Below are 22,718 nucleotides of genomic sequence, written 5' to 3' on the forward strand. Positions count from 1 at the left end.
ACTCAAAACGGATTCACATAATTGACGATCGCGAGCTGCCGCAGGATCACGCGGCGCACGACGTGGGTCGGCTTCAGATGGTCGGTGTAGATCGCCGCCGTTCCGGTCGAGCCGGCCGGCAGGCGGTTGGCGAACGCGGCATCGTCGAGCCTGACGCGCACGACGAAGGGCACGGCCTCGATCGCCTTCGGCGCAACGGCCGTGCCCGAGGTCGTGACCTGGCCGGTCGCCACCGCCTGCAGCACGCTCTCGACCTTGCCGGAATAGATCTGCCCTGGCGCGAACTTGAAGGTCACCTCGACCTCCTGCCCGGGCGCGACGTAGCGCGCATCGATCTGGTTGATCTCGACACCGATGATCGTGTTCGAGGTATCGATGAACGCCATCACCGGCGACAGCGGCAGGTTCGCGACCCGCGCGCCCTTGCGCAGCGCGAGGTTGGTGACGTAGCCGTCGGCCGGCGCGCGCACCACCGTCTTGTCGCTGTTCCACTGCGCGGCCTCGAGCTGTCCGCTGAGCTGATCGACCTCGGACTGCCGCTGCTCGACGTCGAAGCCGCGCCCCGCATCGCGCTCGTAGAGCGTCGTCATCTGCGCCAGCCGCGTCTTCGACAGCTTGAGCTGCGCCGTGATCGCCTTGACCTGCGCGTCATAGGGCGTCGGATCGATCTTGAACAGAACGTCACCGGCCTTCAGCGGCACGTTGGCGACGACGGGCACCTCGGTCACCTCACCCGCGACGTCAGGCACGATCGACACCGCGTTGCGCGCGACCAGCGCCGAGCCCTGCGGCGCGCCCCAGCCCATTGGCACCAGCAGGCCGAACAGCAGCAGCACCAGTACGATGAAGGGAGACGCCTTCCAGAACAGGTTGAAGCGCACGATCTTGAAATGCACCAAGAGGAACAGCAGCACAAGATAGACGTTGAAGATCGCGACACCCATCACGCATCTCCCGCCCGGCGCGGCGCCGGCACATCGACATAGGCCCAGATGAACGCGATCGGCCACAGCGCAAAGCCGCAGATCAAAGTGATCCAGCCGGCGACCATCACGGCTTGCGCATAGGGGTGATTGCGCGATTTCGCGATGTGCCCCGGCAGCCAGCCGGCGATGCAGAACACCGCGATCGCGCTGGCAACCAGGATGACCAGCACGATCCAGGCAAAGATGTCGTAACCGCTCATGGCTTCGTCTCCTTCGCGGCACCGGCCGTGGCCAGGGGTGGAAAGATCTCCTTCCAGTCCTGCTTCATGTCGACCACGGTCCAGCCGGACGCGGCGGCCGCGTCGAGCGCCTTGTCGAGCTTGCCGACCTTGGATTGACGATCATAGGCGTATTCGCGAACCTCGTCGGTGTGGTGCACGATGCCGGCGAAGCGCGCGCCCGGTCCCGCCACGGTCCATTGCAGCATCTGCAGATCGCCATCGGAGTTGCCGAACGCGAAGATCGGACGGCGGCCGATGAAGCGGTTGATGCCGACCGGCTTGCCCGGGCCGTCGTCGATGAACTCGACCTTGGCCTGCTTCATCAGGACCGGCTTGCCGTCGGGGCCGACCTGGAATTTGACCACGCCGGACGAGCCGACCACCTGCTCCGGCGGGATGCCGTAGACCTTCTCCATCCACGGCCGCATGAATTCGACGCCGCCGCCGGAAACGACAAAGGTCTTGAAGCCGTTGGCCCTGAGATAGGCCAGCAGCTCCAGCATCGGCTGATAGACCAGGCTGTCATACGGCCGGTTGAAGCGCGGATGCCTGGCGGTCGCGAGCCAGTCGCGCACCGAGCTTGCGAACGCATCGGTGGTCATGCCGGCATGCGTCGCCGCCATGATCTGCAGGAGGCCCTTCTCGCCGCTCGCGGCCAGCGCCTTGGTGTCCTTCTCGAGAAGCGCCTTGAACGGTTGCCGCGTCTTCCAGTCCGGGTGCACCGGCGCCATCGCCTTGACGCGGTCGAACGCGAAGGCGAGCTGGAAATAGAACGGCTGCTCGGTCCACAGCGTGCCGTCATTGTCGAATGTCGCGATCCGCTCGGCCGGCGGCACGAAATCCCGCCCGCCCTGCGTCGTGACGCGCGCGACAAAATCGACGATCGCCGATTTCGCCGCGCCGTCTTTCCAGGACGGCAAGGGATCCGCCGGCTGTGCCACCGCAACGGAGATGGCCACAAGACCCGCAAGCAGCACAGCGGCAAGCCGAACCATCATCGCACTTTCCCTCTTTCCGTCCGTTGCTCTTCCCGCATCACTGCGGCTTCATGCGTTCCAGCTCGTTGAGCCGCTTCAAGGCCGCCTGCTGTCGAAGCAGCCCGTAATTGATGCCGCTTGCGTTCAGCGAACTGCCCCCCTGGTAGGGGAACTGATCGAAGTCGGAGAAGAAGTCCTTGATCTTCCCCTGCACGGGCACGATCAGCCACATGTTCTGGGCGAGGAACTGGATCGCTCCGCCGCCTTCCTCCATGCCGCGCTCGTAGGGATCCATGCGCAGATTGGCGATCAGCGCCCATGAGGGCACTTCGCGGGTGGCTGTCGCAATATTGCCCTTCGATGCGACGGCAAAGCTCAGCTTCCAGTCGTTCCACCGGAGCGCGTTGAGGTTGCCGCCTTGGTCGAAATAGTAGATCGCATCGCGGGGCGGCTCCTTTGCCTCTCCCTTGAAGAACGGCATGAAGTTGTAGCCGTCGAGATGAACCCTGAAGCTCTTGCCGCTTGCGCCGGCGAATCCGGTCTTCATCTTGTCCTTGATGTCCGGAATCCCTGCCGCGGCGCACAGCGTCGGGAACCAGTCGATCAACGAGATGATCTCGTTGTATTGCGTTCCCGGCTTTACGACGCCCGGCCATCGCACCATCATCGGGATGCGGAAGCCGCCTTCCCACGTCGTGCCCTTCTCGCCGTGGAACGGCGTCATCGCGCCATCGGGCCACAGCGCGAGCTCCGCACCATTGTCCGTGGTGTAGAGCACGATCGTGTTCTCGGCGATGCCGAGATCGTCGAGCTGCTTGAGCAATTCGCCGACCATCCCGTCATGCTCCACCATGCCGTCGGCGTGAATGCCCTTGCCGGTCTTGCCGAGGGATGACGGCTTCAGGTGCGTGAAGACGTGCATGCGCGTCGAGTTGAACCAGACGAAGAACGGCCGATCCGCCCTGGCCTGGCGGCCGATGAAATCCTTGGCAGCGCCCAGGAATTCCTCGTCCACCGTGGGCATACGCGCGGTATTCAGGGGACCCGTGTCCTCGATCTTTCCATCCGCGGACGATTTGATGACGCCGCGCGGACCATATTGCTTTCGGAAGTTCGGATCCTTCGGATAGAAATAGCCTTCCGGCTCCTCTTCGGCGTTGAGATGATAGAGATTGCCGAAGAACTCGTCGAAGCCGTGCTTGGTCGGCAGATGTTCGTCACGGTCGCCGAGATGGTTCTTGCCGAACTGGCCGGTGGCATAGCCCTGGGTCTTCAGGGCGTCGGCGATCGTCGGCATCCAGTCCTGGATGCCATGGGGATCGCCGGGCATGCCGATGGTAAGCAGGCCGGTACGGAACGGCTCCTGCCCGAGGATGAAGGAGGCGCGGCCTGCCGTGCAGCTTTGCTGACCGTAGGCGTCGGTGAAGATGGCGCCCTCGCGCGCGATCCGGTCGATATTGGGCGTGCGATATCCCATCATGCCCATGGTGTAGGCGCTGATCTGCGGAATGCCGATGTCGTCGCCGAAGATGACGAGGATGTTCGGCTTGCGGCCGCCGGCCGGCGCCGCGGCGGGTGCGGCCTTCTGGGCCTGCGCGAGAGCCTGCGACGTCAGCGCCGCCGTGGCAGCAAGCGATGACGTGCCGAGCAGCACGGCTCGGCGATCGATGGTCGAGGCACCGCAAGTGGAATCGGCGCCGGCGTCATGTTTCTTCGTCTCACTCGTCATTCGATACTCCTGAGTTACGCTAGGGTTGCTCGCTCTGGTGATTACGAATCATGCGTTCTGCTCGATCGGTCTCAATGTGCTTCGTTCATCTGGCGGGCTTTGGTCGACCAAAGGACGTGGTGGAGGAAAGCCCGACCGGATTCAGGTTCTGAAGTAGGCGCGTGTCTTCGCGGCGTCTCGCGCGCCGACGCAGATTGCGCCGGGCTCCGCCGACCTGGCGCAGCAGCCGGTGCGGTGACCAGCGCGCTGCGCCGGCAGACGGCGCGAACAGCTCGCGCTCGACCGCGCCGATCTCGTCATCGAGCGCGGCATCATCGGCAACGGCCCTGAACGCCTCGACCGTGTGCTGCGGCGCGACCGGCTCGAACCGCTGCAGCCAGTCGAGCAGCGCGAAGTAGACCGCCTTGGCGTCGCCATGGCGCGCGGCGCGCCGCAGCTCCCTGAAGGCGAACGCTTCCGAGCGCAGATAGGCTTCGCGATGCCGGCGAAGATACGCCGCGATCGCGCGGACCGTCCGCGGCATCAGCCAGCCGAGCCCGGCAAGCGCCAGCAGCACGGCTACGGTCGACTTCCAGTGATCGGCGATGACATCGCGCAGCGCACCCCATGACCGGCGTGCGCCGGAGCTGCCGATTGACGACGCACCGCCGGCTGCGGGGTTCGCCTCCACGTGCAGCGTCACCGGGTCGAGATGCGCCACATCGATGCGCTGCGCGTCGATGTTCCACCAGCGCAGGTCGATCGGCGGCAGCACGTAATCGCCGGCCTTCTCGAGCATGTAGACGCCGCTGTCGGTGCGGGCCGAGGACAGCACATCGGTGCGCCCGTCGGTCTTGTCCTGGAGCGACGGCTGGGCGGGGTACAGCTTGAGCCCGTCGAACGCGGCGAACTTCACCGGCGGCAGCAGCATCGCCGGAATGCCTTCGGCCTTGATGGTGACGGTCCGGGTCACGGCATCCCCGGTCTTGAGCTGATCCGACGAGCGGTTGACGGTCTGCTCGATCGACAGATTGCGCGCGGCCAGGAACGGCTGCAGGGCGGAGGCCGCGTCCGGGATGAAGGCCTCAAATGCGATCGGCGGCAGCGCGAGCGTGGCCTCGCGTGTCGCCGGCGGCTCGGCGGCGTATTTGATGGTGATCGCCTGGCCGGCGATCGCGTAGCTGCCCGGCTCCTGTGGATGGATAGCGAATTCGAACCGGACGCCGGCATAGGTGACGCCGTCCCGCTGCTCGTTCTCGTTGATGCTCCGCAACTGACGGGTCACGGCGTTGCGGACCTGGAAGTCGGGCAGCTCGGGCGGCGCCGTCATGTAATTCGGCGCCAGCACGTCGATCCGCAGCGTGGCCGCCTGCCCCACCACGACGCGCGGCGGATCGATCGTCACCCGCAGGATCGGCTCCGGCACGCTTTGCTGCGCGAGTGCCGCGCAGGGCATCAGCAGTCCGAGCATCAGGGCTGCGGCGGCGAGCGGCTGCCTCATGGCTTCGCCCCCGCCGGCCGCGCCGCGTCCTGAATCGCGAATTTCAGCTTGAGGAAGTCAGCCGGCGTGGTCTGGACCTGGCGCATCCAGGCTTCGGCGGCGCCGGCCGTGGTGAGATCCGTCGGCTTCACCTCGATCCGCTTGCCGCCCTTCTGGGTCGGGTCGACCCGCATCTCGTCGGCCTTCTCGTCCGGCGGCGCGCTGTCGTCCTGCTCCTGCTTCTTCCGCTTCTCCTCTTTCGCCTTCAGCGCCGCCACCACGATGGCACGGTTGGTCTTCGCCGCGACGTGGCCGGGCGCGATCTTCAGAACCTCGTCATAGGCGGCGATCGCCTTCTCATAGGCGTGGTTCTGCGCCTGGGCGTTGCCCAGCGCGAAGCGTCCCTCGAGCGTATCGACATGCGCAAATTCCTGCGCGGCCGTCAGGAAGTCGAACGCACGATAGGCGGCGATGCCGCGCCACATCGGATCGGAGAAGCGCTTGGCCGCGGTCGCATAGTCACCGCGATCGAACGCGATGCGTCCTTGCTGATCCGGCGTCAGCCACAGGTCGGCAAAACGGCGCGGCCCCTCCGCCCTCGCGGACGACACGTGCGACAGACAGACGAAGGCGACAACCCAGGCCACCGTCGTGCCGCGCCGGAACCAGAGCAGGCTGAGCAGTGCAATCGGCAGCAGCAGCCAAAAGCCCTCATCGCGCCATTGCGTACCGAACGCGTCACCCTGCGCGGCCTGATAACGGGTTTCGATCCGGCGCTCGAGCGCCGCGATGTCAGCGTCGTCGATGCTGACCTGTACGACGTCCGAACCGAGCGCGAACCTTTCGCCCTTGTTCGGCGTGACGCTCAGCTTGACCAGGCCGTTCCGTCCGGCGGCCTGGCGAACCGCTCCCTCCTCGTCGCCACCGTCGTCGGCGACAAGCAGGATCGTGCCGGGAACGGTTTCGGTCGCGAGCGCTTCTGCGGCGAGCGCCACCGCCGCGACGGCGTTCTTCCCGGGCGACGGCATCAGGCCCGGGGCAAGCGCGGCGAGGAAGGGTTCGATGACGGCGCGATCGTCGGTCAGCGGCATCACCAGATGCGCGGTGCCCGCATAGGCGATCAGCCCCGTGCGCGCGCCGGCGCGCGCCGCAAGCAGATCCCTGATCTTCTGCTTGGCGCGTTCGAGCCGCGTCGGCGCGACGTCGCTCTGTCCCATCGTTGCATCGAGCGACAGCGCGATCATCAGCGGCGCCTTGTCCTCGACGAAGGGCGGCAGCTCGCGCCGCCAGGTCGGGCCCGACAACGCGACGACGCCGAGCGACAGCGCGGCGGCGACCAGATAAAGCGGGCTGACGCCGCGTCCCGCGCCCGGTTGCACGATGAGATGGTTGAGCAGATGCGGCGCGATCACCCCGCCCCATTGCGCCTGCGGGCTCTGCCGCCACCGCACCCATGCGAAGACGGCAGCAACGGGAATCAGCGCGAGCAGCCACAGCGGCCGCAGCAGATGGAAGGGAATCGCGGCCGCGTCATGCATGGCCGGGCGCTCCCCTTCGTCCCAGCCCGCTTTCCAGCGAAAGGCCGAGCCACAGCAGCAGCGACAGCACCACGGCGGCGCCGAGCGGCCACTGGAACAGCGGCTGCTTCGGCCGCCATGACAGCGTATCGAGCTTGGCCGGCGCGAGACGGTCGATGTCCGCATAGATCGCCTGCAACTGCGCACCGTCCTCGGCACGGTAGAAATGGCCGCCCGTCGTGGCGGCGACCGACCGCAGGACGCCGAGATCGACGCGGTTCTCGCCCGTCGCGGCCGGATCGCCGACGCCGATCGTGTCGATCACGAGGCCGTTCTGGTGCGCGATGTCGGCGGCATGCTCCGGAGGGACGCGGCTCGCCGTATCGTTGCCATCGGTGAGCAGGACGAGAAGCTTTTGTCGCGCCTTGCTTGCCTCGAAGGTCTTGATCGCAAGCCCGATGGTGTCGCCGATCGCGGTCTGCTGTCCGGCCATGCCGACCCCGGTCTGCGCCAGCAGCGCGGTCGCGGTCTGCAGATCCTGCGTGAACGGCACTTGCACATAGGGCCTGGTGCCGAACAGCACCAGCGCGACGCGGTCGCCATGCCGGTGCGCGATGAAATCCGCGACCACACGCTTGACGCCGTCGAGCCGCGTCAGCATCGCGCCGTCGCTACCGCGGAAGTCGCGCTGGTCCATCGAGCCGGAGATATCGATCGCGAGCATGAGATCGCGCGCCGAAACCTCGCGGGTAACCGGATCACCGACCCATTGCGGCCGCGCCAGCGCCGCGACGACGAGCGCCCAGATCAATGCGGCCGTCACCATCTGGATGCGCCGCCGCTGCAGCACGACGGCGCCGCGCTGCGGGGTCTGTCCGGTTGCCGCCGCAAGGCGGTCGAAGAACGGCACCATCACGGACGCCTGCCGCGCGCGATACGGCGGCAACAGCCACCACACCAGGATCGGCAGCGGCAGGAGCGCGAGCATCCAGGGCCATGCGAACTCAAACATGGTGCCCCCTGATCCAGCGCCGCACCAGATCCTGCAGCGCCGTTAGATCGCCGGCATCCGCCGTCGTCCGCCCGTACGGCGCGGTCGCGACCAGCCGTCCCGCGCCGTGCGAGAATTCGTCCCCGCCATAGCTGCGGTCGAGGAACGCAAGCCAACCCGCGCCGGCAAGTGGTGCGACGGTTTCGCGCGGAAAGGCATCGAGCGCGGTCTGCCGCACCAGCAGCGCGAGGCTCGCGGCCATTCCCTCCGGGACGCCGCCTTGTGTCTGCAGCAGCCGGTCAAGCTCCGCGAGCGCCGCGCGCCGATAGCGGTTGGCGCGGAAATGTCGCAGCAGGCGCCACGCCGCGACGGCGACCCCTGCGGCAGCCAGCACGATCACGATCCGCGACGCCCATGTCGCCGGAAGCAGGCTCACCGACGGTGGCAGCGGGATGTCGATCAGGCCCGCGACGGGATCCACAATGACGGGTTGGGGATCAGCCAAGAGCCGCCTCCGCTCGGGCGTGACCGCCACCGCGTCCGTGCCGAGCCGGCAGCCCGCCCAGGAGACGCCGGATTTGCGGCGCCGTTTCCTCGGCTGTGCTCAGCGGCAGCACCGGAATGCCAAGCTCGCGCGTCCACGCGAATACGCCGCGCAGCCGCTCCTGCGACGCCTGCGCGATACTCTTGCGGACGCTCTCGCGGCCGACTTCGAGCTGAATCTGCAGCTCGCCATCGGTGACGGTCATCCGGCTCGAGGCCGGCAAATCGCTTTGCAAGGGATCGTGGACCAGCACCGCGACCACGTTGTTATGCCGGGCGATCGCCCCGATCATCCGGCGCGTCGCGCTATCGGCGCCATCGAAATCGCTGATCAGGATCACGGTTGCGTCATGCATCGTCCGCCGCTCGGCATGTTCGAGCGCCCGGTTGAGCATGCCTGACGCCGGAACGATGCCGCGGCCGACGCCGAGTGCCTGGTTCTGCGCGACGATGCTGGACAATATCTGCAACACCGTCGCCCGACTGCGCCGCGCCGCCAGCTCGACGACATCGCTGTCATTGAACACGATCGCGCCGATCCGGTCGCCGACGCCGAGCACACGCCAGGCGCCGATCGCGGCGGTCTCGGCCGCGGTGACCGACTTCATGGCGCGCCGGCTGCCGAAGAACATCGACAGCCGCTGATCGACCACGAGCAGGGCCTGACGGTCGCGCTCCTCGTTGAAGACGCGCACATGCGGCTTCTGCAGCCGCGCCGTGACCTTCCAGTCGATCTCCCGGACATCGTCGCCCGGGCGATAGTCCCTGATCTCCTCGAAGTTCAACCCGCGGCCACGCATGCGCGAGGCGAACCGGCCCGACAGCAGACTATGCACCGGCTGGCGCGGCAGGAACGAAACCCTGCGATCCCTGAATTCGAGCGCGATCAGATCGTCGAGACTGACGTAGACACCGGGCGTTCTGGCTGATGTCTCCGTTATCACGGCCCTCACGCTGCAGCGACAAGCTCGGTGATCTTGTCGATCACCTGGTCGGGGCTGATGCCCTGCGATACGGCCTCGTAGCTCAGGATCAGGCGGTGCCGCAGGCAGTCATGGATGACGGCGCGGATGTGGTCGGGCGTGACGAAATCCTGCCCGTCGAGCCATGCGCGCGCCCGCGCGCAGCGGTCGATGGCAAGGCTGCCGCGCGGGCTGGCGCCGATCTGGATCCATTTGCTCAACGGCTCGCCGTAGCGGCCGGGAAACCGCGTCGCATAGATCAGGTCGACGATATATTTCTGTGCGAGGTCGGAGACGAAAATGCCATCGAGCTCGCCGCGCGCATCGAGGATCGCCTGCTGCGGCACCGGCGGCGGCTCGGCCGCTCCGGCTTCCGGCTTCCGCGCATTCTCGGCGCGATTGAGCTTGATGATCTCGCCTTCCGTCGCCTCGTCGGGATAGGTGATCACGACATGCATCAGGAAGCGGTCGAGCTGCGCCTCGGGAAGCGGATAGGTGCCCTCCTGCTCGATCGGATTCTCGGTCGCGAGCACCATGAACAGGTCAGGCATCTTGTAGGTCTTGCCGGCAACGGTGACCTGACGCTCCTCCATCGCCTCCAGCAGCGCCGACTGCACCTTGGCCGGCGCGCGGTTAATCTCGTCCGCGAGCACGAGGTTGGCGAAGATCGGCCCCTTCTGGAACTGGAACTGGCCGCCCTTCTCGGTCTGCAGGTAGATCTCCGCGCCGGTCACGTCCGACGGCAGCAGGTCCGGCGTGAACTGCACGCGCGACAGGTCCGCGGCAAGATTCTTCGCCAGCGTCTTCACCGCGCGTGTCTTGGCTAGTCCCGGCAGGCTTTCGATCAGGAGATTGCCGTTGGCCAGCAACCCGATCAGCATGCTCTCGACCAGATGATCCTGCCCGAGCACCGATCTGCCGATGCGCGCCTTGAGATCGAGCACGGCGTCGCGGGCCGCGGAGTCCTTGGCAGTTCGCCGCGCCGGGGCGGCCGCTAACTGTGTTGCGGCATGATCTGACATTGCACTACGGCTCCTTGGACCCCGTAAACCACCTGTAATAGGGGTTTCGCCTCGCCGCTTGGCTGAGGCTCGCCATCTCGCGCGCGTAAGCCTGCCGGTTGCCCGCATAGGCGCTGAGGCCGGCACGATAGAACGCATCAAGATCTCGCCTTTCGCTCAGCAGCGAGGCGGTGAACTGCTCGTCCGCTCCCTTGAGCGGCGGTTCGCTACGGTACTGCCAGATGTGCGAAATCGTCCGGCTGAACTCGTCCGGACGAACCCATGTCGCGTATTCGATTCGCGGCCTGTCGTCCGTCACCGCCGGCGCGTCCGCCGCGTAGCGCACGAGCCCGTCACGGTCGGTGATCCAGGTTGCGATCAGCGCCGCGACCGAGTTGACGCCGACCGCGGAAAGCGCCGCGGACGTCTCGGGCTGGTTGAACCTCGCGCTGATGCGCTCCGCATCCAACTGAATCGGACGACGCGACCCGACAAGCAACATTTCATGCAGCTCCGATGTCCACAGAGACGCGTACGGAAACACATCGATGAAGCTGCGAACCAGTGCGCGCGTGTCCTCATCGTTCTGTGTTGGCAGCGGCAACCACTGCGCGACAATCCCGTCGTCGTTCAGCCGCGACGATGCCAGGCGATAAAAATCGCGAGAATAGAGATTGACGACGCCCACCGCCGATGGCGGCGGCGGCTCCAGCGTGATCAGGTCGTAGGTCTGGCTCTCGCGCTGCAGGAGACGACGGCCATCGCCCAGGCGCTTCTCCAATCCCGGGTCGGTCGCGGCGTTGAAGGTGCCGTCGAATATCGGAGCCGCACGAAGGACCGCCGGGAGCAGCTCACCCACCACCCTCCTGTCGAGAGCAGGGAATTGCGAGAGAGCCCCGGCCGTGATGCCCGTGCCGTAGCCGATCACCAGGGCTGATTTCGGCTCGCCATTGTGAATGATGAGAGGCAGGAGCGCTTGCAGCCGCATGTAGCGCAGCGACGGCATGGCGTCGCCGGAATTGGATACGCCCTGGATATAGAGCCGGCGGAAGCGGCCGGTGTTGACCACCGCGACCGTCCCACCCGGGCTCTCCTCATAGAACATGATTTTTCCCGACCGCGCTGCCGGCAGCAATTGGGCCAATCGGTCGGACGGCGTGGCGACCGCAGCGACGATGCAGGCTGCGCCGACCGCGACTGCCAGTCCAAGACCGGTGCGGCTCGAGCGACCGCCCCAGCAGGCAATGACACCCAGCAGGCCGGCGCCGATTGCGAGCAATGCAAGGGTGTGGACAAGCCCGAGCCAGGGCAGAAGCACGAAGCCGGTGAGAAGTGCGCCCCCCACACCGCCCAGCGTATTGACCGCCACGACGGCGCCAACGTCCTGCCCGATATGCGCATCCCGCACCACCAGACGCAGCGCCACCGGAAAGGCCGCCCCGAGCAGCAAGGTCGGCAGGAATACGATGCAGAACGCTGCCACCGCGAAGCGGGCGCACATGCCGGCGAACTGGTTTTCGGTAAGGTGGAGCACGAACGCCTCGGTCGCCGTCTGCGCGACCACGAGCCAATGGCCAAGTGCCGCGATCTCGATCAAGGCCAGGAAACCGGCGGCCGCGATCAGAAGGCCAAAGACACTCCAGGGATCGCGGATCCGGTCGATTACCCGCGCAACGATCGCGGCACCGGCCGCAAGTCCCGCGAGGTACGTGGCAAGCACCACGGAAAACGCGAAACTGCGCGTACTCATGAACTGAACGATGGACTGGGACCAGATGACCTCGTAGCCGAGGGCAATTGCGCCGGCGGCGGCATAGAGGGCAACGGCCAATCCGACCCGGCGCGGTTGATGCACCGCCGCGCCGCGGGCAGACCTGATCCTCGCCGAAGCCAGGGGAATCCGGCCGAGCACCGTCGCCCCCGCCGCCGCGAGGGCATTGAGTGTCGCCGCCGCGGTCGAGGTCCCTTGCACCCCGAACAGCGGAATGAGGACGAACATCGGCAGCAGAGCGCCAAGAATCGCGCCGGCCGTGTTGGCGGCGTATAGCCGGCCACCGACGCGGCCGGCATCGCCGGAATTCTGCAGCACCGCACGCACAAGGACCGGTAGCGTCCCACCCATCAGAAGCGGGGCGATGCCGACCAGAACGAACACCATGGCCCATGCGAGCAAGCCGCTCGCGCTCTCGATCGCCACGAAGGCCGGCGCAATATTCGCCAGGATCAATGTGGTGGCGACGCCGGTTATGCCGATGCCGATCTCGATCGCGATGTAGAGTTTCGCCGGCTGGCCGGCACGGTCGGCCCTTCCACCAAAGATCAGGCCGCCCAACGCCAGGCCGGTAAAGAAGGCACTCACGGCGGTCGTGATGGCGTAGACATCAGCGCCGACGACGAGCGAGAGCTGCTTGATCCAGATCACCTGGTAGATCAGGCCGGCGGCACCCGAGACGAATGCCAGCGCCGCTGCGACAAGCCTCCGGCTCGCACCGGCATCCAGATTCTTTCGGTGTGCTCGGGTCGCGGTCGATGCAGACCCTATGCTCGATCGAGCATCCATCCGCTTGTCCCCTTGGATACAGTGCGAGACAGGCCGATACCACTGGCCTGTCTCGCAGGGCCTCGCGACTATTCGAGACCGCGCTTCTTGAACGACTCGTCAACCTTCTTGTCGACCTGCCTGCGAACCTGATCGATGCTGAAGCTCGCCGGACGTTGACTCGGCGGATAGTCGGCAAACGTCTGAAGGAAGGCCGCCGACCTCATAACCCCTTGAGCAACGAGATAGGCATTTTCCACACGCCACTGGTCGTAACCGCTGCCCGAGATCTCAGCATGCTCGTATGGGTCCATGCGCAGGTTGAACATCTTCGGAACGCGCAGCGGCTTGAAGGGATTGGCCCAGACATCCATTTGTCCGGGCTGCTCCTGCTTCTCGTAGACGAATTTCCAGTTGTCAAAACGCGTGGCAACGAGATCGCCGTCGTCATTGAAGTAGAAGAACTCGCTGCGTGCACTCTTGTCCGTCTTGCCCGTGATGTAGTCGAGTTGATTGAACCCATCGAGGTGATCCCGGAAGGTGGTCGGGTTGCCCTGGGGCTGCCAGCCATTCAAGAGGCGTTCCTTGACGGATGTATCGCCGGCCGCGGCAAGCAGGGTCGGGAACCAGTCGAGACCCGAAACGATGCCGTTGGCTGTCTCGCCGGCCTTCACGCGGCCCGGCCAACGAATCATCGCCGGAACGCGGAACGCGCCTTCCCAGTTGGTGTCCTTCTCCGAACGGAACGGCGTGGTCGCCGCATCCGGCCAGGTGAAGGCGTTCGGACCGTTATCGGTCGTGAAGATGACAATCGTGTTGTCGGCGATCTTAAGATCGTCGAGCATCTTCAGCAGCTTGCCTACATTCTGGTCCATCTCCCACATACCGTCGGCATACTCGTTGCCGGGCATGCCGCTCTTGCCGCGATATTCCGGCCGAACATGCGTGAAGATGTGCATGCGAGTGAAGTTCATCCAGGTGAAGAAGGGTTTGTTGGCCCGCGCCTGCCGCTGCATGAAATCGATCGCGGCGCCCGTCGTCTCGTCGTCGACAGTTTCCATACGCTTGCGCGTGAGCGGCCCGGTGTCTTCGATCTTGCCGTCGGCGGACGACTTGATTACGCCGCGCGGCGAATAGGCTTTGACGAAGGCCGGATCGTCCTTCGGGAAATAGGGGCGCTCCGGCTCTTCCTCGGCATTGAGGTGATAAAGATTTCCGAAGAATTCGTCGAAGCCGTGCGCCGTCGGAAGATACTCGTCCCGGTCGCCGAGATGGTTCTTGCCGAACTGTCCGGTAGAATAGCCAAGCGGCTTGAGCGCTTGGGCTATCGTCATGTCGCCCTTCTGGAGTCCAACCGGTGCGCCGGGTATGCCGACCTTGCAGAGCCCGGTACGCAGACAGGCCTGCCCGGTGATGAAGGTCGAGCGTCCCGCCGTGCAGCTGTTCTCGGCATAGTAGTCCGTGAAGATCATGCCTTCATTGGCGATGCGGTCGATGTTCGGTGTCTTGTAGCCCACCACACCGCGCGTATAGGCGCTGATGTTGGACTGGCCGACATCGTCGCCGAAGATCACGAGAATGTTCGGCTTGGCCGCGTTCGGCTGCTGCGCTGACGCGGGAGACCCGGCAAATGGCGCCAGGCTTGTCGCGACCAACGCCGCCGCGAACAAGCCACGAAGCAGCCCTCCGCGACTACCGGACTGCCTGGCCACGATATTGCTCTCATCGCTCATTCTGACGCTCCTTGCTTGTCGAACGGTTTTTGTGACGATTGAGAATCGGGTCGGCGCACCACGCAGCGAAATCCGACATGGCTGGTCGAGGTGTCGACCGGTTCGGCATGGCGGGCGGCAGGGCGATACCGGCGGCAGTAATTCGGGGCGCACAGATGCGAGCCGCCCTTGAGGACCCTGCGCGGGATCTTGATGGCGGGCTGGGCGGGATCGTAGCTCGCCTCCTCGCGGCCACCGCGCGGATTCTGCGGGATGCAGCAGGGCTTCGCGGCGTCGGCCTCATGACGGGCGGACCACCAGTCGGCGGTCCACTCCCAGACATTGCCGATCATGTCGTGGACGCCGTAGCCATTGGGCGGAAACGCGGTCACCGGCGAGGTCCGGTCGAAGCCGTCCTCGCAGAGGTTCTGAATCGGGAAATTGCCCTGCCATGTGTTGGCCATGTGCTTGCCGCCGGGCGTCAAGGCGTTGCCCCAGGCGAACTCCTCGGCCTCGAGCCCGCCGCGCGCCGCGAACTCCCACTCCGCTTCGGTCGGAAGTTCCTTGCCGGCCCATTTGGCGTAGGCGAGCGCATCCGCATAGGCGACGTGGACCACCGGATGGCTGCCGAGCACGTTGATGTTGCTGCGCGGGCCGTAGGGGCGGCGCCAGTTCGCGCCCTTCATCAAGGTCCACCATTGGCTCCAGTCGCGCAGGGTGGTGACGCGGCGCGGCGGCTGAAACACCAGCGAGCCGGCGTAGAGCATATGCGGCAGCGCCCCCGGATATTGCGCAGGATCGGGCGGTCGCTCGGCGACCGTGATGTGCCCGGTCTCCCGCACGAATTCGCGGAATTGAGCGTTGGTCACCGGCGTGCGGTCGATCCAGAAGCCGTCTACCGACGCCCGATGCGCCGGCGCCTCCTCGGGATAGTGATGGTCGGAGCCCATGCGGAACGTGCCGCCGGGAATCCAGACCATGTCGTCGGTCTGGACGCGGTCGTCACGCTCTCGCTCAGCGGAGGCGATCTCTACCCGGGACATGGCGATGCACCTCTTTGGGCATTACCGCGAGCAGTAGTCCCAGAAGCCCTGTGTTCGAGACGGGTCGGTGTAGTACCAGCACATGCCCGCTGCCGGCGCCGGTCCCGCCCAGGCGGCTGCGCTCGCCGCGCTGACGAACCCGATCGCTGCGCCGGCCGCGACCGCGCCCCCGACCGGCCAGCCGTACCAGCCGGGCCGCGCCCAACCTCCCGGCCGCGGTCCGACCCAGCGCGTTCCGCCGCCGTGCCAGCCGGGGCGAACGCCCGGCCCCACCACCGTCCGGCTCCGGTAAGCTACCGCACCGCCGCGCGGTCCGACGGCAACGCCGCCCCGGCGCGCGACAGCGCGCACCTGCACAACGTTACCGCTGCCTTCCTGCTGTGTGATGATCGGCAGTGAAGCGGAAGAGCCGATGCTGACCGCCGACGCCGGGCCTGCTTGCGCGACAATCGCGGCTGCTCCAACGAGCGCCAGACGGAAAATCCTGTTGAAGATCGGAGCCTTATGATCTCGGTGACCGAACGTCGTGCATGATTGCGTCGTGCCTGAGTGCATTGTCGCGCCCTTCCATTCTTCTGTGCTGCACTTTTCGGCAGCGTTGATCCGTCAGGCCTTCTTCCCTTTCTCCTCCGTTGCCAATCCATGTGCACATTTGCGTGCACAGGATTCTCCATCGTGACTCGTTCCACTGGACGTTGTCACGAGCGAATTCTGCTGTCAGTTCAAACGATAGCGGAACGCACTATACAAGGGATGTGCACTTTGTGCCAATCTCAACCCCGAGGCGTGCAGGCTTAACGAAAGATGCTCCAATTCGATCAATCCGATCCGGTCGGCCTTATTGCTTTCTCGGAAAAACAAGCGAAAATCCGCGCGTTTGCAAATCCGCATCACGATCTCGCCATGCGAATCGAACCAATCTAAGCACATTGTCGCGGGGCACATTTTTTGTACCGACTTCAAGCATTTGGTTTTAGTAGATTAATCGCGCTGCAGTTGTGAACGTGGATATGGGCCAACACCTGACGGTCAGCACCGGCGAGCTTGACGGCTTCGAGGGTCTCCACGATGCCGTCAAAGGCTCGCATGTCGATGTCATGCAGCTGGAGCGCGGCAAGCTGCGCGGCACATTGTCTCACGTCGGGATCGGTGATTTTTCGCTCAGCATCGGCGCGTTCAATGTCGGCGTCCGCACCCAGCGCGTCTCGACCGATCCCAAGCTGATCATCGGAATGCTGCTCAACGCGACCGACCGCGTCACGCATTGGGCGTTCGACATGCAGCCGGCCGATGTGCTGGTGATTCCGCCGTCGGTCGAGCATGACGGGGTCTTTCACAGCGCTTCGTCCTACGCGGCCATCCGCTTCGACCTCGCCGATCTGCCCGACATATTCGGCGGCGAGCCGCGGCTCGCCGACGCCGAGACCTGGCAGGCGAAGAACCACTTTCGCGCCGATCCCACGATCGGCATGGGCGCGGCGGACAAACTGCCGCGGATCGTCGCGCACCTCGCGCGCTATCCGGACGCCTTGACGGACGCGTCGGCCGGCTTCTGGAAGCGCGCGATCGTCGACTGCGTGACCGCGACGGTTGTGACATCGTTGCCTCCCGACGGGACGAGCTATCTACCGTCGGCGATGCGCCTGGTGCGCCACGTCGAGGACTATCTGCACGCCGCGGGCACTCGCCCGGTCCATGTCTCGGAAATCTGCAGCGAGCTTCGGCTGTCGCGACGCAGCCTGCACCGCGCCTTCCACGAGGTGTTCGGGGTCGGCCCGGTAACGTTCCTGCGCTACAAGCGGCTCTGCGCGATCCGTTCGATCCTGCGCGAAAGCACGCCCGACCAGACAACCGTCTCCAAGGTTGCGATCGAACAGGGCTTCATCGAGCTCGGGCGCTTCTCGCAATATTACCGCACGATGTTCGGGGAATATCCGTCGCAGACGCTCGGTTACGCCGGGTAGAGCGTTTTCGAGCGAAGTGGATACCGGTTCGCGTGAAGAAAACGCGTCAAAATGAGAATCTAGAGCCCCGTTCCGATTCAATCGGAACGGAAAAGGCTCTAGCGCGATCCAGCCGCTGCGCGCGCAAGCTTATTTTGGTCGCCCCGGATCGCCATTGCCCGACAGCACCTGCGCGGCGCCGCCGATGCCGCGGCGGAAGGCTTCATCGAAGGTGACGCCGCGGAACTGCCATTTGTAATCCTTGCCGTGCCAGGCCATCCGCCATTGCGTGGCCCAGCCGAGATCCTTGTCGTCCCAGACCAGCCGACCGAGCAGGGTGGCCTCGCCGCCTTGCGGCGCGACGATCGAACTCAGCTTCGCCGGCGGCGTCTTCAGCAGTTCGGCGGCGGTGATGTTGGCGCTCGTCAACGCGGTTGTATCAGGCAGCACGAAGCGCATGCCGCGCTTGCCGGCCGCAGCCGCAAGCGCATCGCGTTGCAGGTCGGACTGCGTCCCGTCGGATGTGACAATGTAATCCTTTGGACCGTGCTGCATCTCGGCGAAGACGCCGAGCACCGGCCGCTGTGACCGCCACGGCTTGAGACCGATCCTGGCGAGAATGCCGTCGATCTTCTTCTCGTCGAAATTCACCGTCAGGTCGTAGGGCCGGTCGCGGGTGCCCTGCTCGTCATGATGCGGCTTGCCGGCATATTGATCGTGATAGTCGAAACTGCTGACGAACGCCTTGGCCTTCGATTTGTACGCGGCAAGCCGGTGGTCGCCTGCCAGCATTGGCTGACCGGAAACCTTGATCAGGACGTCCTCCAGACACGCCCCGAAGCCTACGATGCGGTTCGGCTCGCCCTGGCCGGTGACGACGGTTTGCGCGCGGTAGAGGCTGTCGTCTGCTGCGGCCATCGCACCACCGCAAGCGATCCATGCAGCGGCAAGCAGCACGCGGACCGCGCCGCGTGCGAGCGTTGCGATCAGATCGCGCTTCGTCTCAAGCAAGGCAGCCATGGTCACCTCCGCTCGGTCGCTTCATTGACGGCGCAGATTGGCGGTATTTCCCGGTCGCGCGCCAGCGCGTTCGGGCATGGGCGCCATTCCATCAACCCCACTGCGCGCTATGGCCACGCGCGGCAGGCCTGACATATGCTCGGCGCATGCGCGGCGGCGCCGCGAGCGCTGCCCAACACAAGTGCACCGAGCAGGAGACGTTCCGTGAAATGCTATGAGTTGCAAGGCCCCGGCGGCGTCGACGCGCTGGCGCTGGTCGACAAGCCTGTTCCGCAAGCCGGCCCGGGCGAGGTCCTGGTGCGGCTGAAGGCGGCGACGCTGAACTATCGCGACCTGCTCACGGTCAAGGGCGGTTACGGCTCGCGCCAGAAATTTCCGCTGGTGCCGGTCTCCGACGGCGCCGGCGTGGTCGAGGCGGTCGGCGCCGGCGTCAGGACCTTCGCACCCGGCGATCGCGTGATCGGCAGCTTCTTCGAAAGCTGGCTCGCCGGCGAGCCGAGCGAGGCGCGGATGCGCGCGGCGCTCGGCGGCAGCGTCGACGGTGTGCTGACCGAGTACCGGGTCTTCCCCGCGCATGCGCTGGTGCGCACGCCGGATCATCTGAACGACATCGAGGCCGCGGCACTGCCATGCGCCGGCCTGACGGCGTGGAGCGCGGTGGTCAAGCTCGGCGACCTCAAGCCGGGGCAGACGGTGCTGACCCAGGGCACCGGCGGCGTCTCGCTGTTCGCGCTGCAATTCGCCAAGATGTGCGGCGCCCGCGTCATCGCGACATCCTCCAGCGACGCCAAGATCGCGCGGCTGAAACAGCTCGGCGCCGATGTCACGCTCAACTACAAGTCCACGCCCGATTGGGGCAAAAAGGCGCGCGAGCTGACCGGGCGCGGTGTCGATCTCGTCGTCGAGGTCGGCGGCGTCGGCACGCTGAACGAGTCGATCCGCGCCACCAGGATCGGCGGCACCATCGCCTTCATCGGCGTGCTCGCAGGTCCCGCCTCTTCCGACACGCGGCTGCCGCTGATGGTGATGCAACAGCAGCGGCTGCAAGGCGTCACCGTCGGCTCGATCGAGGATTTGCAGGCGCTGTGCGACGGCATCAGCCTGCACGGCGTCAAGCCCGTGATCGACAAGGTGTTCGCGTTCGACCAGGTCAAGGCCGCGTTCGCCCACATGGCGAGCGGCGCGCATTTCGGCAAGATCGCGATTGCGATCGGCTAGCACGCGCACGATCAAGGCCTGGAGCATCCTGAGATTGCGCCGAACAGCGACGGCGCTGCGCTCTCTCGCCCCGTTCTTACGGGGAGAGGGTTGGGGTGAGGGGCTGCCTCCGCATATGTCTGGTGATAGCTGTATTCGCGGAGACTCCCCCTCACCCGGAACGCATCGAACGATGCGTTCCGACCTCTCCCCGCACGCGGGGCGAGGTGAAGCGGAGCCCGCCGCTCGATTTAGGTAAGCTCATCCCGCTCTAGCGTCCCGTGAACTGAGCCTTGCGTTTCTCGACGAAGGCCTGGCGGCCTTCCTTCGCGTCGGCGCTCTCGCGGATCACCTGCTGGAGCTCGATCTCGCGGCGGAACTGATCGGCGTAGCTGGCGTGCTCGCTCTCCTCGAGCAGTTGCCGGGTCGCGACCAGCGCGCGCGTCGGTCCGTCGGCGAGACGGCCGGCGAGCGCCTTTGCCTCGTCGAGCAGTTTTGCATCGTCGACCACGTCGCGCACCAACCCCCACTCCTTGGCCCGCTCGGCCAGCAGCGGCTCGTTCAGCAGCATCAGGTCGAGCGCGCGCTGGCGGCCGATCAGGCGCGGCAACAGCCAGGTCGAGCCGAGATCGGGCACCAGGCCGATCCGGCTGAACACCTGGATGAAGCTCGCCGAGCGCGCCGCCAGGATGATGTCGCCGGACATCGCGAGGCTGAAGCCGCCGCCGGCCGCGACGCCGTTGACCGCGACCACCACCGGCACGCGGCATTCGCGCAAGGCCTGCATCGCCGGCCAATAATGCCTCATCACGCCGGTGTAGATATTGTCGCCGAGCGACTGGAACGCCTTGAGGTTCTGCCCGGAGCAGAAGCCGCGTCCCTCCCCGGTCAGGACCAGCGCGCGGATGTCCGGGTCGAGGCTCATCTCGCCGACGGCGCGCGCGAGATCGCCGAGCAGTTCCGGCGTCATGGCGTTCAGGCTCGCGGGATCGTTGAGCGTCAGGATGCCGACCTTGCCGTCCCGTTCACGCTTCACACCAGTCATTTTCCGCTCCCTGAAATTGGTTCTTGTTGTTGCACTGACAGTGCCATGCTTGGCATGCTACGCCAACGTGTCCCACCCGCAACAAGAACAGCGAAAGCAACGCCATGTCCGACCAGTTCTCCAACTCGCAAGTGATCCGCAAGCCGGCCGTCAGCGCCAAGGGCGGCATCGTCGCCGCACAGTCGCGCAAGGCGGCCGAGGTCGGCGCGGAGGTATTGGCTGATGGTGGCGATTGTGTCGACGCCGTGATCGCAACCACCTTCGCGCTTGGCGTCGTGGAGCCGTGGATGAGCGGCGCCGGCGGCGGCGGCGCGATGGTGCTCTATCGCGCCAAGGAGAACCGCGTCGAGGTGATCGACTACGGCATGCGCGCGCCCGACGGCCTGCGCATCGAGGATTATCCGCTGACCGGCGGTGCGGCCTCCGACCTGTTCCCCTGGGCGCGGGTCAAGGACGACCGCAACCTGCACGGCCCCGGCTCGATCGCGGTGCCCGGCGTCGTTGCCGGCATGGAGGAAGCGCATCGCCGCCACGCCAAAATGGCGTGGAAGGATCTGCTGGCGCCGAGCGTCAAGCTCGCCGGCGAGGGCCTTTTGGTCGATTGGTGGACCACCGCGATGATCGCAAGCTCCGCGGCCGATCTGCGGCGCTATCCCGCCAGCGCCGCGGCGTATCTGCAGGACGGCCTGCCGCCGAACGCGCAATGGGGCATCAGGTCGGTGGTCCGCATGCCGCAGGACAGGCTGAAGGCCACGATGGCGCAGCTCGCCGCGGCCGGCCCGCGCGATTTCTACGAAGGCGATCTCGCGCGCAGCATCGCCGACGACATCCAGGCCGCCGGTGGCGCGCTGTCGGTGCGCGACCTCGCCGCCTTCCGCGCCCATCTGCGCGAGCCGCTGAAAATTCCGTATCGCGGCGGCACGGTCTATGCGACGCCGGAGCTGACCGCGGGTCCGACCATGGCGCGCACGCTCGGCCTTTTGCAAAAGGCGCTGGCGCCCGCGCAGGGCGGTCCGGATGCGGCAGCCTACGCTGCCTATGCCGAGGCGCTGCAAGCCGCCTATCGCGAGCGGCTGAAGGACATGGGTGACGTCGACGGCCGGCGCGCGCTCGGCGCCGAAGCAATCGCGCCGTCCTGCACCACGCATTTCTCCGCAGTCGACCGCGACGGCAACATGGCCGCGGTGACGCAGACGCTGCTGTCGACCTTCGGCTCCAAATTCGTGACGCCGAACACCGGGCTGACCATGAACAACGGCATCATGTGGTTCGATCCGACGCAAGGCGCACCAAACTCGCTCGCGCCCGGCAAGCGCTGCCTGACCAACTACACGCCTGTCGTGGCGCAGGCCGCCGACGGCCGCACGCTTGCCGCCGGCGCATCGGGCGGCCGCCGCATCCTGCCGGCGGTGTCGCAACTGCTTTCCTTCGTGATGGATTTCGGCATGGATCTCGACGCCGCGATCCACCAGCCCCGGATCGACGCCAGCGAAGGCGCCGTGGTGATCGGCGACAAGCGCCTGCCCGCGAGCGTGCGCGAGGCGCTGCGCGGCCGCTTCGACTTCGAGGAAGCCCGCATCCAGACCCTGCCGATGAAGTTCGCCTGCCCGAGCGTCGTGCTGCGCGACGGCGCCACCAACAGCGGCGTCACCGAGCCGTTCCAGCCCTGGGGCGATGCGGTCGCGGAGGGGTGAGTTATACGCACGACTCCTTCTCCACCGTCGTCCCGGCGCAGGCCGGGACCCATACGCCGCAGCGAGAATTGTGGATCGCGCTCGTCGTTCCAGCATCGCGAAACAACGACCATCGGTGGTTATGGGTCCCGGCCTTCGC

General features: G+C 66.0%; 19 protein-coding genes. 3 read left to right on the forward strand and 16 right to left on the reverse strand.

All coding sequences use genetic code 11. The annotated features are described in order from the left end of the window. Window positions 1-2: 2 nt before the first annotated feature. From ACVW1B_RS25045 to ACVW1B_RS25110, 14 genes are all read right to left on the reverse strand, one after another. Complete coding sequence (locus ACVW1B_RS25045) at window positions 3-944, reverse strand: HlyD family secretion protein (RefSeq protein ID WP_253607345.1); 942 nt, start codon at window positions 942-944, stop codon at window positions 3-5. Continuing rightward, complete coding sequence (locus tag ACVW1B_RS25050; RefSeq protein ID WP_168856266.1) at window positions 944-1,186, reverse strand: DUF3302 domain-containing protein; 243 nt, start codon at window positions 1,184-1,186, stop codon at window positions 944-946. Before ACVW1B_RS25050 ends, ACVW1B_RS25045 begins: the two co-directional genes overlap by 1 nt. Beyond that, the gene (locus ACVW1B_RS25055; RefSeq protein ID WP_253607344.1) at window positions 1,183-2,205 is read right to left on the reverse strand and encodes an HAD family hydrolase; all 1,023 of its coding nucleotides are present in this window, start codon (window positions 2,203-2,205) and stop codon (window positions 1,183-1,185) included. The genes ACVW1B_RS25050 and ACVW1B_RS25055 overlap by 4 nt, the downstream gene beginning before the upstream one ends. A 37-nt stretch (window positions 2,206-2,242) precedes the next feature. Beyond that, window positions 2,243-3,913 carry an arylsulfatase gene (locus ACVW1B_RS25060; protein WP_456822342.1) on the reverse strand — a complete coding sequence of 557 codons (1,671 nt, stop codon included), beginning with the start codon at window positions 3,911-3,913 and terminating at the stop codon, window positions 2,243-2,245. Window positions 3,914-3,998: 85 nt separating this feature from the next. Next, window positions 3,999-5,393 (reverse strand): BatD family protein, encoded by a 1,395-nt coding sequence (locus tag ACVW1B_RS25065; protein ID WP_456822343.1) that lies wholly within the window; start codon window positions 5,391-5,393, stop codon window positions 3,999-4,001. Further along, window positions 5,390-6,910, reverse strand: coding sequence for a VWA domain-containing protein (locus ACVW1B_RS25070; RefSeq protein WP_456822344.1), 1,521 nt, complete (start codon window positions 6,908-6,910; stop codon window positions 5,390-5,392). Before ACVW1B_RS25070 ends, ACVW1B_RS25065 begins: the two co-directional genes overlap by 4 nt. After that, window positions 6,903-7,901: a vWA domain-containing protein gene (locus tag ACVW1B_RS25075; RefSeq protein WP_456822345.1), complete on the reverse strand. Its 999-nt coding sequence runs from the start codon at window positions 7,899-7,901 to the stop codon at window positions 6,903-6,905. Before ACVW1B_RS25075 ends, ACVW1B_RS25070 begins: the two co-directional genes overlap by 8 nt. Further along, window positions 7,894-8,385, reverse strand: a complete 492-nt coding sequence (locus ACVW1B_RS25080; protein ID WP_456822346.1) for a DUF4381 domain-containing protein — start codon at window positions 8,383-8,385, stop codon at window positions 7,894-7,896. Before ACVW1B_RS25080 ends, ACVW1B_RS25075 begins: the two co-directional genes overlap by 8 nt. Further along, entirely contained in the window at window positions 8,378-9,367 is a 990-nt protein-coding gene (locus ACVW1B_RS25085; RefSeq protein ID WP_456822347.1) for a DUF58 domain-containing protein, read from the reverse strand. The genes ACVW1B_RS25080 and ACVW1B_RS25085 overlap by 8 nt, the downstream gene beginning before the upstream one ends. Window positions 9,368-9,372: 5 nt before the next feature. Beyond that, entirely contained in the window at window positions 9,373-10,407 is a 1,035-nt protein-coding gene (locus ACVW1B_RS25090; RefSeq protein WP_456822348.1) for an AAA family ATPase, read from the reverse strand. 4 nt (window positions 10,408-10,411) lie between these two features. Further along, window positions 10,412-12,946, reverse strand: coding sequence for a fused MFS/spermidine synthase (locus ACVW1B_RS25095; RefSeq protein ID WP_456822349.1), 2,535 nt, complete (start codon window positions 12,944-12,946; stop codon window positions 10,412-10,414). Between the two features lie 68 nt (window positions 12,947-13,014). Further along, window positions 13,015-14,658, reverse strand: coding sequence for an arylsulfatase (locus tag ACVW1B_RS25100; RefSeq protein WP_310881890.1), 1,644 nt, complete (start codon window positions 14,656-14,658; stop codon window positions 13,015-13,017). Further along, window positions 14,655-15,680: a formylglycine-generating enzyme family protein gene (locus ACVW1B_RS25105; protein ID WP_456822350.1), complete on the reverse strand. Its 1,026-nt coding sequence runs from the start codon at window positions 15,678-15,680 to the stop codon at window positions 14,655-14,657. Before ACVW1B_RS25105 ends, ACVW1B_RS25100 begins: the two co-directional genes overlap by 4 nt. 21 nt (window positions 15,681-15,701) lie before the next feature. Then, window positions 15,702-15,956, reverse strand: coding sequence for a hypothetical protein (locus tag ACVW1B_RS25110; protein ID WP_456822351.1), 255 nt, complete (start codon window positions 15,954-15,956; stop codon window positions 15,702-15,704). A 734-nt stretch (window positions 15,957-16,690) separates the two neighbouring features. On the opposite strand from ACVW1B_RS25110, the gene ACVW1B_RS25115 reads away from it, so the two are divergent. Continuing rightward, window positions 16,691-17,644 (forward strand): helix-turn-helix domain-containing protein, encoded by a 954-nt coding sequence (locus tag ACVW1B_RS25115; RefSeq protein WP_253607332.1) that lies wholly within the window; start codon window positions 16,691-16,693, stop codon window positions 17,642-17,644. A 129-nt stretch (window positions 17,645-17,773) separates the two neighbouring features. Here the strand turns inward: ACVW1B_RS25115 and ACVW1B_RS25120 are convergent, their stop codons facing one another. Further along, window positions 17,774-18,643, reverse strand: coding sequence for a DUF2066 domain-containing protein (locus tag ACVW1B_RS25120; protein WP_456822352.1), 870 nt, complete (start codon window positions 18,641-18,643; stop codon window positions 17,774-17,776). Between the two features lie 204 nt (window positions 18,644-18,847). On the opposite strand from ACVW1B_RS25120, the gene ACVW1B_RS25125 reads away from it, so the two are divergent. Next, entirely contained in the window at window positions 18,848-19,861 is a 1,014-nt protein-coding gene (locus tag ACVW1B_RS25125) for a zinc-dependent alcohol dehydrogenase family protein (RefSeq protein ID WP_456822353.1), read from the forward strand. Between the two features lie 250 nt (window positions 19,862-20,111). Here the strand turns inward: ACVW1B_RS25125 and ACVW1B_RS25130 are convergent, their stop codons facing one another. Continuing rightward, complete coding sequence (locus tag ACVW1B_RS25130; protein WP_456822354.1) at window positions 20,112-20,885, reverse strand: enoyl-CoA hydratase-related protein; 774 nt, start codon at window positions 20,883-20,885, stop codon at window positions 20,112-20,114. 104 nt (window positions 20,886-20,989) lie between these two features. Between ACVW1B_RS25130 and ACVW1B_RS25135 the strand changes: the two genes are divergently transcribed. After that, window positions 20,990-22,579 carry a gamma-glutamyltransferase gene (locus ACVW1B_RS25135; protein WP_456822355.1) on the forward strand — a complete coding sequence of 530 codons (1,590 nt, stop codon included), beginning with the start codon at window positions 20,990-20,992 and terminating at the stop codon, window positions 22,577-22,579. Window positions 22,580-22,718 lie beyond the last annotated feature (139 nt).

Source organism: Bradyrhizobium sp. USDA 4502 (genome assembly GCF_054063355.1).

What these genes read in the sequence shown, in the direction of transcription:
- ACVW1B_RS25055 (WP_253607344.1), bottom strand. Translation starts at nt 2,205, where the DNA reads ATGATGGTTCGGCTTGCCGCTGTGCTGCTTGCGGGTCTTGTGGCCATC.
- ACVW1B_RS25075 (WP_456822345.1), bottom strand. Translation starts at nt 7,901, where the DNA reads ATGTTTGAGTTCGCATGGCCCTGGATGCTCGCGCTCCTGCCGCTGCCG.
- ACVW1B_RS25065 (WP_456822343.1), bottom strand. Translation starts at nt 5,393, where the DNA reads ATGAGGCAGCCGCTCGCCGCCGCAGCCCTGATGCTCGGACTGCTGATG.
- ACVW1B_RS25045 (WP_253607345.1), bottom strand. Translation starts at nt 944, where the DNA reads ATGGGTGTCGCGATCTTCAACGTCTATCTTGTGCTGCTGTTCCTCTTG.
- ACVW1B_RS25105 (WP_456822350.1), bottom strand. Translation starts at nt 15,680, where the DNA reads ATGTCCCGGGTAGAGATCGCCTCCGCTGAGCGAGAGCGTGACGACCGC.
- ACVW1B_RS25090 (WP_456822348.1), bottom strand. Translation starts at nt 10,407, where the DNA reads ATGTCAGATCATGCCGCAACACAGTTAGCGGCCGCCCCGGCGCGGCGA.
- ACVW1B_RS25095 (WP_456822349.1), bottom strand. Translation starts at nt 12,946, where the DNA reads ATGGATGCTCGATCGAGCATAGGGTCTGCATCGACCGCGACCCGAGCA.
- ACVW1B_RS25070 (WP_456822344.1), bottom strand. Translation starts at nt 6,910, where the DNA reads ATGCATGACGCGGCCGCGATTCCCTTCCATCTGCTGCGGCCGCTGTGG.
- ACVW1B_RS25130 (WP_456822354.1), bottom strand. Translation starts at nt 20,885, where the DNA reads ATGACTGGTGTGAAGCGTGAACGGGACGGCAAGGTCGGCATCCTGACG.
- ACVW1B_RS25120 (WP_456822352.1), bottom strand. Translation starts at nt 18,643, where the DNA reads ATGGCTGCCTTGCTTGAGACGAAGCGCGATCTGATCGCAACGCTCGCA.
- ACVW1B_RS25050 (WP_168856266.1), bottom strand. Translation starts at nt 1,186, where the DNA reads ATGAGCGGTTACGACATCTTTGCCTGGATCGTGCTGGTCATCCTGGTT.
- ACVW1B_RS25135 (WP_456822355.1), top strand. Translation starts at nt 20,990, where the DNA reads ATGTCCGACCAGTTCTCCAACTCGCAAGTGATCCGCAAGCCGGCCGTC.
- ACVW1B_RS25115 (WP_253607332.1), top strand. Translation starts at nt 16,691, where the DNA reads ATGGGCCAACACCTGACGGTCAGCACCGGCGAGCTTGACGGCTTCGAG.
- ACVW1B_RS25100 (WP_310881890.1), bottom strand. Translation starts at nt 14,658, where the DNA reads ATGAGCGATGAGAGCAATATCGTGGCCAGGCAGTCCGGTAGTCGCGGA.
- ACVW1B_RS25060 (WP_456822342.1), bottom strand. Translation starts at nt 3,913, where the DNA reads ATGACGAGTGAGACGAAGAAACATGACGCCGGCGCCGATTCCACTTGC.